General features: G+C 62.2%; 7 protein-coding genes. 3 read left to right on the top strand and 4 right to left on the bottom strand.

Features of this window, described 5'->3' with window-relative positions; all coding sequences use genetic code 11:
- Positions 1-86 precede the first annotated feature (86 nt).
- The 3 genes from treY to ACU8HS_RS25210 all read right to left on the bottom strand — a co-directional run bounded on the left by treY (position 87) and on the right by ACU8HS_RS25210 (position 10,318).
- Positions 87-2,696: a malto-oligosyltrehalose synthase gene (gene treY / locus ACU8HS_RS25200; RefSeq protein ID WP_447016456.1), complete on the bottom strand. Its 2,610-nt coding sequence runs from the start codon at positions 2,694-2,696 to the stop codon at positions 87-89.
- A 63-nt stretch (positions 2,697-2,759) separates the two neighbouring features.
- Positions 2,760-4,841, bottom strand: coding sequence for a penicillin-binding protein 1C (pbpC, locus tag ACU8HS_RS25205; protein ID WP_447016457.1), 2,082 nt, complete (start codon positions 4,839-4,841; stop codon positions 2,760-2,762).
- Positions 4,838-10,318, bottom strand: a complete 5,481-nt coding sequence (locus ACU8HS_RS25210; protein WP_447015941.1) for an MG2 domain-containing protein — start codon at positions 10,316-10,318, stop codon at positions 4,838-4,840. The genes pbpC and ACU8HS_RS25210 overlap by 4 nt, the downstream gene beginning before the upstream one ends.
- A 201-nt stretch (positions 10,319-10,519) precedes the next feature.
- Between ACU8HS_RS25210 and msrA the strand changes: the two genes are divergently transcribed.
- From msrA to ACU8HS_RS25225, 3 genes are all read left to right on the top strand, one after another.
- The gene (gene msrA, locus ACU8HS_RS25215) at positions 10,520-11,230 is read left to right on the top strand and encodes a peptide-methionine (S)-S-oxide reductase MsrA (RefSeq protein ID WP_112759362.1); all 711 of its coding nucleotides are present in this window, start codon (positions 10,520-10,522) and stop codon (positions 11,228-11,230) included.
- Between the two features lie 226 nt (positions 11,231-11,456).
- Entirely contained in the window at positions 11,457-11,897 is a 441-nt protein-coding gene (locus tag ACU8HS_RS25220) for a response regulator (protein ID WP_113413993.1), read from the top strand.
- A gap of 193 nt (positions 11,898-12,090) precedes the next feature.
- Positions 12,091-12,897 carry a Wzz/FepE/Etk N-terminal domain-containing protein gene (locus ACU8HS_RS25225; protein ID WP_447015942.1) on the top strand — a complete coding sequence of 269 codons (807 nt, stop codon included), beginning with the start codon at positions 12,091-12,093 and terminating at the stop codon, positions 12,895-12,897.
- 36 nt (positions 12,898-12,933) lie between these two features.
- Here ACU8HS_RS25225 and ACU8HS_RS25230 read toward each other — a convergent pair whose 3' ends face one another.
- Positions 12,934-13,728, bottom strand: a complete 795-nt coding sequence (locus tag ACU8HS_RS25230) for a glycosyltransferase family 2 protein (RefSeq protein ID WP_112704363.1) — start codon at positions 13,726-13,728, stop codon at positions 12,934-12,936.
- Positions 13,729-13,745 lie beyond the last annotated feature (17 nt).

The following is a 13,745-nucleotide window of genomic DNA, read 5'->3' on the forward strand; positions in this document are numbered from 1 at the left end:
TTTCTGGCATCCGGACAGCTTTATGAACCTTCCAGCAACTGGAAGGTCAACAGTTTTTTTGCCGGCGCGGATTTTTTCGCCTGCGGTCAGGCCGGAACGATCAGCGCCGCCGGCTGGTCCCCGAGCAGCGCGGCAAGCAAGATCCTGCTCCCCGGCTCCAGCATCTTGCCGGTCAGCAGGTCGGCCTTGAGCCCGTGAAGGGGGGAGGGCACGGCAATGGCCGTATCGGCCCAGAATTCCGGGCCGGCGAAGAGCACACCGGGGTCGAGCCAGCCGAACATCAGTCGCGGCGCGACCGTGATGGCGAAGTTCTCGTGATGCAGGCGGGCAAAGGCGACGACATGATCGCTTCTGGCCCCGTCAACGGCAAGCGGCAGGTAATCCCCGTCCGTGAAAAGCCGGCTGCGTTCCATGCGAAGCCCGAGGCCGATCTGGATGATGCGCTGTTTCAGTGCCGCGGCCTGCAGCCTTGCCAGCGGCCCGCCCTCGGCAAGCCAGCCGCTCAAGGTCTCGAAATCCGGCGGGCGCCTGTTATCGGGATCGACGAAACTGAAATCGAAGCCCTCTGCTCCCTGATAGATATCGGGGATACCCGGCGCCGTCAGCTTGATCAGCGTCTGGGACAGGCTGTTGACATAACCGGCCTCGATAAAGGGCTGCAGAACGCGAGCGAAATCGTCGATGAATGCGTCGTTATCGGGTGAGACAAGGGCAGCGGCATAGGCGAGGACCGCTTCCTCATAGGCACTGTCCGGCGCCGTCCAGGCGGTGCGCAGCTTGGCTTCGCGAACGGCCTTTTGCGCATAGGCGGTGAAGCGTTCGTGCAGCGCGGCAAAGTGGCGGCGGTCGAAATCCTCGGGCCAGGCGCCGGCAAGCGCCTGGTAGAGCATCCATTCCAGATCGGGTTCCGGCGCCGCGCCATCCGGCAGCTCGACGCGGTTGTTTTCGTTCAGTCGGCGCCAATGTCCGACGGCGTCGGCAAAGACGCCGGCGCCTTCGCTGACAGCATAAAGCCGCGCCCGCGCATCCTCCCCGCGTTTGGTGTCGTGCGTCGACGTTGCCAGAAGGCCCGAAGGCTGGGAGCGTGCGCGGTCCTGCATGAACTGGTGAAATGCCTCGATGCCGCCGGTCACATGATCCGGCTCGCCGCCGACCTCGTTTGCCGCCAGCAGCCGGTTGTAGCGGTAGAACAGCGTATCCTCCATTGCTTTTGCCATGACGGGACCGGAGAGCTGCTGAAACCGGATGCGGAACTCGCGGGCCGTCTCGTTGTCATGCCTGCCTTCGAGAATGGCAGCGACGCTCTGCAATGGCTGCGCGTGGTCCAGATAGCCCGCCGCCGCCATCTCGGCTTTCTTCAGGATATCCGTATCCCGCGCGTCGAGCAGGCCGTCGGCTCCATAGGTGCGATAGACGGAGAAGGCGATCAGAAGCTCTGAGATCGCGCCGGCAATTTCCTCTTTCGACAGTTCGGGAAGGAGGCCGGCTGCGATGCGGACGAGGCGGGCCGTCTCGCCGGCGAAATTCCGTTCGACCATCAGCCGCTTCGCCGCCCTCCGGGCGGCCGCGAAATCGCCGTTGCCATCCGCCAGCCGGCAATAGGCTTCATCGAGTTTGCGTAAGCCATTGCCCTCCACGAAGAGCCTGCTCAAGGCCGTAATGAATTCGTAGCCCGTCGTTCCCTGTACCGGCCAGTCGGCGGGCAAGGCCTCACCTGGGCCGAGGATCTTCTCGACCACGATAAAGGTGTCCGCGCCGACAGCCTCCCGCAGGCGATCGAGATAGGCTCGCGGTTCTGCCAGACCGTCGATATGGTCGATGCGCAGGCCCTGTACCTGGCCCTGACGCACGAGATCGAGAACCAGCCGGTGGCTCGCCTCGAAGACCCCGGCATCCTCGACCCGCAGGCCGACCAGTCCCGTCACCTCGAAGAACCGGCGGTAGCTCAGATGTTCCGAAGCCTCCTGCCAGCGCAGAAGCTGCCAGTGCTGCAGTCCGTGCAATCGCGTCATGAAGGCATGGTCTTTTGAAATCTCCGTGAGCCTTCCGCTCAGCCTTGCAAGATCACCGGCCTCGAAGATCCTGTCGCGCAGGCGGCGATGCAGCTCTTTGCCGTCACCGGAAGCCGTCAGTTCCGCCATCCCGGCGAGGACCGGGTCATCCGCTTCCGCAGAGAGCAGAGCATAGCTTTCCGTGCTCAGTGGAAAGAGCGTGTCGTAATAGCCGATCGCCAGATTACCATGCGCCTCGTCGACGGTGATCGCCAGTTCGCCGGCAGCAAGGCAATCGGCGAAACTCCCGCCAAGCTGCGGCAAGGTCAGCCGCTCGCTCCAGTCTATGTCGAAATAGCCTGCAAACGGGCTATGCCTGCCGAACTCCAGGACGCTGCGCCACAAGGCATTCTCCAGTGAAGCGGCCATATGGTTCGGTACGATGTCGAGGATCAGGCCCATGCCCGCTTCCGACAGTGTCTGCGTCAGGCGGTCGAAGCCCGCCCTTCCGCCAAGCCCCGGGTCGATCTCGTTGGGATCGGTTACGTCGTAGCCATGCGTCGATCCGCTGGCCGCCGTGAAGACCGGCGAGGCATAGAGGTGGCTGATGCCGAGCGACTTCAGATAGGGTACGAGGGCGCAGGCGCGATCGAAGGTCATGCCGTTGCGGAACTGGACCCGATAGGTCGCGGAGGGGAGCGTCATGGGGTCATTTTGCCGTTTGGAGGAGACATCTTCCAACGGTTGTGAGGCGCTTTTGTTCCTCCCTCAGTCGACGAAGATGCCGACGCTTGCCGCCCGTCCCATGGAATCGATCACCGTCAGCTTGGAATAACCGCCACCATCCGGCATCCAGCTTTGCGTGCGCCGTCGGGAGAGATCGGGCAGCGGCTTGCCGTTGGCAAGCCAGCGGAAGGGCGCGCGCCCGCCCTGAAGCTTGAGCATCAGCGGCGTCAGATCGCCCGCCTTTGCCCCGAGGTCGACATGGGCGCCCTCCGGTGGATAGACGATCTGCGGCGACGGCTCGCGTCCGGAAGCGGCGAGCAGCCCGTTGGCATTGACGGCAAAACGGCGCTGGCTGAACGGCAGGTCTGCCTGGGCGATGCGCACGGCCCCTGCCGGTGCGCGCGGCAGCGGTGTCGTGGCGATGCCGGATTTCGCGAGCGCCTCGAAGAGAATGGGTGCGGCTGTGCCATAACCCGTCAGACCGGGTACGGCGCTGTTATCGGGCCGACCGACCCAGACACCCAGCACGTAGCGTCCGTCGTAACCGACCGACCAGGCATCGCGATAGCCGTAGCTCGTGCCGGTCTTGTAGGCGACGCCGCGTTGCGCTGCGCCGGCCGGCGGTACGACGCCCGAGAGTATGTCGGCGACATTCCAGACCGCGACCGGCTCCAGCAAGGGTTCACCGTCGATCTTGCCTGGCTCGCTCGTCACGCCGTCGCCGATCCTGACCGGCTGGCCGCGATTGGCAAGCGCCGTATAGAGCTGGACGAGATCCTTCAGCGTGATACCGACGCCGCCAAGGCCGATCGCCAGGCCCGGCGCCTCGTTCGGCGGCAAGGTCGGGCGCACATCGGCACGGCGGAAACGCACCATGAGCCGTGACGGGCCAACCGCATCGAGCAGCTTGACCGCCGGTACGTTGAGGGAAAGCTGCAGGGCCTCGCGCACCGTCACGTCGCCCTGATAGCTCATGTCGAAATTGCGCGGCCGGTAGCCGAAGAAATCGGCCGGCCGGTCCTCGATGATGGTTTCCTGGCTCACCAGCCCCTGTTCGAAGGCAAGGCCGTAGATGAAGGGTTTGAGCGTCGAGCCCGGCGAGCGGCTGATGCGCGTCATGTCGATCCAGCCGGAGCGGCTGGCATCGAAATAATCGGCCGAACCCACCTCGCCGACGATCTCGCCGGTCCCGGCGTCCGCCATCACCATGGCGAGCGACAGCTTTGGTCCGAGTTTCATCGTCGCGGCACGCGCGACGGATTCGAGACCGGTCTGGACCTGCTTTTTCAGCGTCGTACGGTGCTCCACCGCCTTCGGGTCCCTGCGCAGGGCTGCCTCGGCAACATGCGCGGCAAGGGCCGGAAGCTGCAGCCTGCGGGCGGGAATGGCGGTACCCTCGGCGCGCTCGGCCTCACCATCGCCGACGACCGCGGCCACGGCGATGCGGTCGAGCACCCGCTTGCGGGCCGCTTCCGCCGCCTTTAGATTTCTGTCCGGGCGGCGTTTTTCGGGCAATTGCGGCAGGGCGACCAGAAGGGCGGCCTCTGCCACGGTCAGCCGTTTCGGCTCCTTGCCGAAATAGGCAAGGCTTGCGGCGCGTACGCCTTCCAGGTTGCCGCCATAGGGCGCATGGGTGAGATAGAGATCGAGGATCTGCTCCTTGGAAAGCCGCCGTTCGATCTGCACGGCGCGCGCGATCTGCAGCAGTTTTGCCGAAAGGGACCGGCTTTCGCGCGGCTCGATCAGCCTTGCCACCTGCATGGAGAGCGTGGAGGCGCCGGATACGATGCGGCCGTTGCTGACGAATTGCAGCGCCGCGCGCCCGAGCGCCCAGACATCGATGCCGGCATGCTCGTAGAAGCGCTGATCCTCATAGGCGACCAGCATGCGGACGAATAGCGGATCGACATCGGAGACGGCGGTCTTCAGCCGCCAGCGCCCTTCCGGTGTCGCAAAGGCGCGCAGCAATTGCCCGTCGGCATCGAGCACTTCGGGCGAGACGGAGACGGCCTGTTCGAGCGGCGGGGGAAAGGCCCGGTCGGCGGCTTCAAGCACAAAAAGGCAAGCGCCGGCAACGACAATGCCGGCCGCAGTCCCGATTGCAAGCTTGCGCCACCGCCTCATTGTTGAGCCGCAACGACCTCCATCTTGCCGGTCGCCGTGCGGGCCGACATATCGGGACGATACATGTCCTCGACGGTCGCTGCCGGATGGTCGTAGACGCCGGGAGTGACGGCGCGCACGACATAGGCGACGTTGAAATCGCGTGCCGCATTTTCAGTACGGTTGAAGGCGGCGACGAAGCGGTCGTAGCGGAATTCGGTATGAGCGGCGGACATTTCGCCGAGCCAGTCGAAATTCGTCATCTGGGCGCTGTCGACAAGGCTCGGATTGTCGATCTCGAAACCGGCCGGCAGCAGATCGGTGATGACGATCCGCGAGGCCCAGTCGTTCTGCTCGGTCACATGAAGGACGACGACATATCGTTCGTTCTGCTGCGCCTCACTGACATTGGCCTCTTCGCCGTCCAGCGTGTAATAGCTGCGCTCGATGGTAAAGCCGTTGCCGCCGGCCGGCAGGGGCTTGACGGGGGCGGCGACCGTGGTGACGACGGCCGAGACCGTGTCGCCGGCGGCGCTCGTCAATGTCAGCGGATGGTCGATCAATGCGTCACCCGTCATCTTCGCCATATAGGCGCCGGTCCGCTCAGCGCCATTGACGTTGATCTTCAGGTCGTCGTCGCCGTTTTGCAGGGCGCGTGCGGCAAGCAGCATCCAGGCCTGTTCCTGGGTGCTCGTATATTTGCTGCGGTCCCATTCGCGGGCGACCGCCTTGGCAAGCTCGGGAATGACGGGCGGAACCGGCCGGCTCTCGGCCGCAAGCGCCAGGATTGCGGCGCCATCGCGCAGCACGGAGCCGTAGTCGGTGCGCGAGAAATTCACGCGGGTGACCATCGACTGTTGCGACATCTGCAGCGCGTCCACAAAAATGTTTTTCGAACGCGTCGCATCGCCATAGAGCGCCAGTGCTGCGGCGATATGGGCCTTGGCAAGCGGTGTCGGGAAATCGTTGATCATCGTGTCTGCATAGTAGCGCAGGTCGCTGACGGCAGCCTTCTTGTTGCGGGCAAGCACGTAGAGGGCATAGGCGATCTCATCGCCCTTGCCCTTCACGTCCGTCGTGTAGGAAAGCGAATTCTGCAGATTTTCCAGCGCCTGCACCAGTGCGCGCTCCGGCACGTCGTATTTCTGCTCGCGGGCGCGCGTCAGGAAATCCGTGACGTAGGAATCGAGCCAGAGATCGCCGGAATCCGGTCCCCACAGGCCGAAGCTTCCCGCATAGGCCTGATAGGAAAGCACACGGTAGATCGCATCCTGCACGCGCTTGTGGATATCGTCATCCGTTTCATCCATGCCGGCCTGCTTGGCGACCTCGGCAAGATAGAGCAGCGGCAGCGCGCGGCTCGTCGTCTGCTCGGCGCAGCCGAAGGGATAACGATCGAGCGTCATCAGCAGGGCCGGCATGTCGAAAGCGGCGGAGCGCGTGACGTTGACGCTGATCGAGGCACCCGGCAGCACGCTATCGGCCAGCAGGTTCTTGTCGATCGTCAGGCTTTTGCCGGGCGCAAGCGCGATGACGCGCCGTTCGGTGACCGGCAGCGACGACGGCCGCACCGGCACGTCCACGACCTGATCGAGCGACAGGCCCTGATCGTTCGACAGGTTGATCGCCACGCGGCCAGCGCCCGGCTCGCCGCCGATCAATGTCAGCGTCAGGTCGGACCTGGCACCGGCCTCGAGCTTCAGGGTCTGCTCGGCCGGCCCATCGATGCTGAGCGCACTATTGCCCGTCAGCGTCAGTTTGTAGTCGCCGGCCGGCGCATCGGTATTGGCGATGTCGAGGCGCAGGTTGGCTTTGTCCCCCGGAGCAAGGAACTTCGGCAGGCTTGCGGTGACGACGACGGGATCGCGGATGATGACATCCCGGGCAGCGTGGCCGACACCGGTCTTCGTCCAGGCAACGGCCATGACGCGTGCCGTGCCGTTGAACTGGGGAATATCGAAACTGACCTTCGCCTTGCCCTCGGCATCGAGCCTGACCGGACCGGCGAAGAAGGCGACGAGCTTCTGCGTCGGCGGGCTTGCCTGCAGCGCGATCGCGCCGCCGTCGCCGCCGGTGCGCAGCTTGCCGGTCGCACCCAGCGAGCCGTCGATCAGCCGGCCATAAAGGTCGCGGATTTCAAGGCCGAGCTGGCGCTGACCGAAATACCAGTCTTCAGGGTTCGGCGGTTCGTAGCGCGTCAGATTGAGAATGCCGACATCGACGGCGGCAACCGTGACATAGGCCTCCTCATTGGCGCCGGCGCCGGCAACCTGCAGGCCGATATCGAGTGGGGCGCGCGGCAGCATCTTTTCCGGCGTGTCGATCCTGACCTGCAGTGCGCGGTCGGCCGGATCGACCTTCAGCCACTTGATGCCGATCGAACGCGCCGGCATGTGGGTGTCGAGGGAATCGCCCGGGCGGAAGAGGGTCGCGGTCACATAGGCGCCGGCACCCCAGTCGGCGGTAACGGGAATATCGACCTCGCCGCCGGCCTCGCCCACAGTGGCGTTCTCAACGGCAATTAGCTTTTCCGTGCCGGCCGTGATCATCAGTTCGCCGCCATAGCGCGACGTCACTTTCAGCTTGGCAGTCTCGCCAACCTTGTAACTGTCCTTGTCGAGCGCGATCTCCAGGCCGTCAGGCGTTTCCGTCGAGGTCGAGGCGACGAACCAGCCGGCATCGAATTCGACGCTGGAGGTCGGGCCGTCGGCATCGGGGCTTTCCACCTCGAGCCGGTAGCGGCCCCGCTCGACCGGCGCCTGGATCTTGCCGCCGTTCTCGGCCGTCGCATCCACGGAACCGGAGGCGACTTCCTCGGGCGTATAGGTGGGCTCGTATTTCCAGGCCGTTCCCTCGCGGTACCATTGGTAGTCGCGGCGCAGCTTGTAGAACTTCCAGCGCAGGCCCTTCATTGCCTGCTTCTGGCCTTCAGTATCGAGGCCGATCACCGTGAAATTCGCCAGCGCGTTTTCCGGCAGGTCGCCGTCGAATTCCGGCTTGATGCCGATCGCCGTCTGGTCGGTCTTGACCGGGATTTCCAGCGAACGCTCGATGGCGCGGCCACCCGGCTCCTGCATGCGCAGATAGACGGTGGCGTTCAAAAGCTGGGTTGTCGCCGGCAGTTCGCCGATCGTCAGATCCGTCGAGGCCTCGCCATTCTCGTCGAGTGCCGGCAGGCCGTCGATCGGCTGGCGCGAATCCTCACTCGCCTCCTCGTCGGCAAGGCCGAACTGGTATCCGGGATAGGCCGCGTTCGCCCGCGTCGGTTTGACGACGACGTCGCCTTCTATGGCGAGGCCAGCCGCCGGCGCGCCATAGAGATATTTGCCGGAAATGGTGATCGTGGCGGGCGTATCCGTGCCGATCTCCTTGGACGCGGTCTTGATCTCCATGTCGGTGCGGTCAGGCACGAAATCGTCGACGAGGAAGGTCTTTGTCGCGATGGCCGAGCCCTTGGGGTCGGTATAGACATTCATCGTCCAGGTGCCGCGCATGGCGTTTTCTTGGGTCTGCAGGTCCACCTGATAGCCGCCGAGATCGCTCGTCTGGCTGACGATGCGCCGGTCCTCGACGCCATCCGGCCGTGAGAAGATGAAGGTGAGCGGCAGGTTCTCGATCGCGTTGCCGTCCGTATCGCGGGCAAGGGCTGTCGCATGCACGGTCTCGCCGGCGCGGTAGATGCCGCGCTCGGTGAAGGGCAGCACGTCGATCGCGCCGGGCGAGGCGCGCCCAGTCACGCCGCGGTCGGACAGGTCAAAGCCGGCGCGCGTCATGTCGAGGAAGACATAATCCGACGTGCCGTTCCTGGCGGTGATGACGGCAGGTGTGAGGGCCGCGGTGCCGCGCATCAGGCCGGCCGTGAAGGTGGCGCGACCGTTCTGATCGGTCGTGGCGGTGCCGAGCACTTCGTTGTTCTTGGCAAGCAGCTGCAATTCGACACCGGCCATCGGCTTGGCGGAGGCGAGCGAGCGGGCAAAGACGTTCAGGCCATCCGTGCCGGCATAGGTGGTAATGCCGATATCGGAGACGAGGAACCATTGTGTGGCCTGCGAATCCCAGTCCTGCACGGGACCGGTCGGCGGGGTGGCCACCATCACATAGATGCCGGGCTTGCGCTCGGGCAGGGCCTCGTCAACCGGGAAGGAGGTGACGACATCCTTGTTGAGCTCGTTGGCAATCTCGATCGAACCCTGCCAGACGAGTTCGCCGCTCTGGTCCTGGATAGCCTGGGCGCTGTAGCCGTCAAGCTGTGTCAGGAACTGGGAGCCGGTCAGGAGCGGTGCGATGCCGCGGTCGCCGATGCGATAAAGCTTCAGATTGGCCGAGGCCATGTTGACGGAGACAATCGGGATGCCGCGGCGCGCCGTCGACGGCAGTACGAAACTGTCGCCGGTAAAGCGCACCATCTGGCTGCGGTCCTTGATATAGACGTCGATCGTGACAGGCGCTTCCAGGACTTCGTCGACCGAGGAGGGCAGGCCGGTGCGCAAGCCGATCTTGTAGGTCTCCCCGTGGACGAGGCCCTCGACGCAGATCTGCCTGTCCTTTGCCTCCAGCGCCTTGGGTGCTGCGCCGTTTACCGTCACGAAGGGCGCATAGTCGACCGTCTTGACCAAAGCCTCGGAGAAGGTGACGCAGGCGCGGGGCGTGGCGCTGTCGGCATCGACCGTATGTTCGGTGATGCGGAAACCCTGCGTCTGCTTGAGCTGCAGGTAGTCCGCCTGCACGTCCCTGGCGCTGACGAGCGCAAGGCTCGCCTTGTAGGCATTCAGCGCATCGCGATAATTGCCATTCCTTTCCAGGGCCTTGGCAAGCACCGCCAGCGCATCGGCGCGCCTGGTGGTCGTGCGCGTCAGCTGGTAGCCGTTCAATGCGTCGATGACCGCCTGGCCGAAAATGCCGCTGTCGGGTGCCCCGAGCGAGGTGGCGGCACGCGCCGTTTCGATCCAGAGATCGCCATCGTCGGGGGTGATCGAGAGCGCGCCATGGAAGGCCTTCAGCGCATCGGCAAGATTGCCGCCGGTAAGATCGAGCCGCGCGCCTGCCGTCAGGCTGTCGACGCCCTGGCCCTGCTGGTCATCGGCAAGCGACAGATCGTTGCGGAAATTGCGGGCCTGCTGGACGAGATCGTCGGAGAGGAAGGGCAGGCGGGGGGCAGCACCGATGTCCGGCTCCTGCGGGACAGGGGCTGCCGCTGTTTCGACGATCCTGCCGGCGATGGCGCCCGGGAAGGCGTTCATCGTCTTGAAATCGGATTTCAGGAAGCACCACTTCACCTTGGGATTATAGGTGAAGGCCTTGCAGCTCTTGTCGCCGATGCAGGCTGCCTTGCACTGATCGAGCGAGAGGTTCTGTTCGGTGCGCAGGTCGAAACCGAAATAATCCGCGTCCTTGACGGTCACGATATCGCGCCTGGCCTCGGCAGCCGAAGCCGAAAAGCCTACAAAAACCACGGATGCGAGGATGGCGGAAAAAGCAAAGAACGAGCGCGCAGACATTGGTCCCCCCGGATGCTGGCTCTGAACCGGCGGCACTGTCCTCACTCCCCGGGGAATTGTCAACTCACCTTCAAAGCTGTTCCAGTTTCGCACATTCGCTTTCGCGCAATCGTCACATCGGCGTGAGTGACCAGCTTGTGATTTGCGGCTTATGAGGCGATCGGCAAGGATTTTTGGCACATTGTCCCGGAGGTAGTTCCCATGTCTTTCCGCAGATCAGGCAAATTCCTTGCCGCCCTTTTCGCGACCGCAGCCCTTTCGCTCGCTCTCGGTTCCGTCGCCAGCCGCGCTGCCGAGGAAGCCGTCGTCATTCCTGCTCCCGCCATCGACGAGGCGGGCAAATCCGGCACGGAGACCGCCGTCTTCGCCGGCGGCTGCTTCTGGGGCGTACAGGGCGTCTTTCAGCATGTGAAGGGTGTCAAGAGCGCCGTTTCCGGCTATGCCGGCGGCGAGGCCGCAACCGCGCAGTACGAAACGGTCAGCACCGGCACGACAGGCCATGCCGAATCCGTCAAGGTCGTCTTCGATCCGAAAGAGGTGAGCTACGGCAAGCTTCTGCAGATCTTCTTCTCGGTCGCGCACAACCCGACGCAGCTGAACTTCCAGGGACCGGACGAGGGCACCCAATACCGCTCGGCGCTGTTTATTTCCGACCCGGAACAGCGCAAGGTCGCCGAAGCCTATATCGCCCAGCTCGACAAGGCGCATGTCTTCAAGAAGCCGATCGTCACCAAGATTGCCGACTATACCGGCTTCTATCCGGCCGAGCAGTATCACCAGGATTTCCTGACGCTGAACCCGACCTATCCCTATATCGTCTATAACGACCTGCCGAAGATCGAAAACCTGAAAGAGATATTCCCGGCCGACTACAGCAAGGAGCCGGTTCTGGTCCTGAAGGCCAAGGGTTGAGGAGCCTCCGGAATGAGGATTTGGGAAGGCGGCCAGGGCGGCCGCCTTTTTTGCGACCCGTCCGGATCTTAAGAATCTATCAATCTTAACAAAAGTTTAATTGCGAAATGCTGCGTTTCACGCCGGAACATATCGCCGCATCGCCCGTTTAAGCTGCGAGCCTGTTCGACGCAGTCTGTCGTCGACGAGGCGGAGTCTCCTCAGTGTAGCGTCAAGGGGATCTGTCATGGCCACGAATGTCATGCGTAGTTGGCAACGGGAACATCTGATGGAACAGCGAGTACTGATTGTCGAAGACGAACTTCTGATCGCGCTCGATCTCGAAATGACGATCGAGGAGATGGGCCTGCGTGTCGCAGGCCTCGCATCGGACCGACAGGCGGCCCTCAGGCTCGCCCCTCTCGCCGATATCGCCTTTGTCGACGTCAATCTTGCCGACGGCGCGACCGGCCCGGATATCGGTCGCCACCTCGCGCAAGAGCACGGCATCTCCGTCGTCTTCATGACGGCAAATCCCGAAGCCGTTGCCGATGGCGTGCGCGGCGTGATCGGCGTGGTGCAGAAACCGATCATGCCGAGGGTGGTGGAACAGCTGCTGAGATATGTCGCCGCACGGCGCTTAGGCATGCTGGCGGCAGTCCCGCCGCAGATGATGGTGTTTGGGTGACTTGGTCCGAGTACTTGTTAGGGCATCGGTGGAGCTCCGCAGCCTCTTGGTTAGGCGTCGGGACCCAGTTCCACTGATGTGCGATGAAATGCTTCGAACATTGACTTAAGCGCGAGGATGCGGTTGAAGCGGTTTGTGGACGAATGAACATACTTCGCTCGAGCTAAGTTTGTGAACGTTGTCGGGAGCCACCATGAACGAGAAGCGATTTGACGACGAAATAGATCTCTTCGTTTTAGCTTCCTTTCTTAGGAGAAACTTTCTTCTGGTTGGTGCTTGCTCGGTCATAGGCCTAGCGGTTTCGGGTGTGCTTGCGGGCAAAGCGCCGGTTGTTTTCGAGGCATCAGCGCAGTTGGCCCTTGCAAAAGTCAGTAAAGCCGGATCTGACCGAATCGTCACCGTAGTTCCGTTGGAACCACGAGACAGGTTCCTATTCCGTATGCGTTCGCCGGCTGCATTTGACATGAAGCTTGCTGCCAGCTGTTCTGAAGGCGGTACCGCGACACGCGAGCAACTGGCACGAAGCGTTAGAATCACGGCTCCAGCGATACCTGATGACGTGATATCGATATCCTTCAGCGCATCCGCACCGGAAGTCGCAGAGCGTTGTGTGACGGCAGTCGTAAAGCTTATCCAGGAGCAGCAATCGACCTTGGCGTTGCAGAGCGAAGCTGGCATCAAGGCACAAATTGCTGCAAGTGAGAGTCAGCTCGCAGACAACTTGAAATTGATGGAATCGTCGCAGGGATCGGATTGGCAGAAAGCGATTTATCTGGCTACCCGCGACGATTCCAATTATCTTCGCGAGAAGATTACGAATCTAAATGCACAGTTGCAGCTTGATGAGCCTGCGCAGCTTTTGTCGCCAATCTATGCGCCGCCGTCTCCTGTGTCGTCCGATATCCTCAAGAGAATGGTCGTTGGGCTGATCGCCGGTGTTGCGGTTGGTGTTTTCGCAGCAATCGCAAAGACTTGGTACGGCTCCCGGCGGATGAACTAAGTCAGAACTCTCGTCAATCGGGATTGGTCGGCGGATTTATGAAACGTTTGATGTACTGGAAGTATGGAACCTGCCGCGAACAAACTGCAGGCCTCGTGAAAGAAATTTTCCGCTCAGGAATTTCAATGGGTGTGCGTTCAAGCCGTGACTGTGCAGCGCACGAAGGATTTCTTTGTTCTGATTGATGATGTTTGCAAGGTTGCGGTTGGTCGTTCCTCCCATCCGCATCTTGACCATCACGCCCGGCACGTACTGGACACGGATCCGATGACGCTCCAGGAGCCGCATCATCAGTTCGACGTCGGCGGCAATCCGGTATCCGAGATCAAATGAACCAAATCGCTCATAAACATCGCGGCGAACGAAGAAAGTGGGATGAGGTGGAGCCCACCCTCTTTCGAATGAGGCTGGCACAAACGGTGACGAACGCCAATAGCGAACGATGGTGTCGGGATCGTTTTGTTTGACGTAACAGAGATCCCCATAACAGGCTTGAAGCTGCGGGTTATCTTTGAACGTTTTTGCAACCTTGGCCAACGTCCCGGACAGATAAAAGTCGTCTCCATTGATAAAGCCGATGATATCGCCTGTCGCCAAGGCGATACCTTTGTTCATCGCGTCATAAATGCCGGCGTCCTTTTCGGAGATCAGTTTGCTGATGATCTCCTTGCGCTCCCTGATCCTGTCGAGGGTCCGGTCCTGTGAGAGACCGTCGATAACGATATACTCCAGATTGGAGTAATCCTGCGCAGCAACAGACTCGATTGTTTCGGCAATTGTGTCTTCATTGTTGAAGACGACCGTGATGACAGAAATCTTTGGCTCGCTCATGGCGTTCTCTTATGCTC

This window comes from Rhizobium sp. KDH_Rht_773_N (assembly GCF_052946295.1).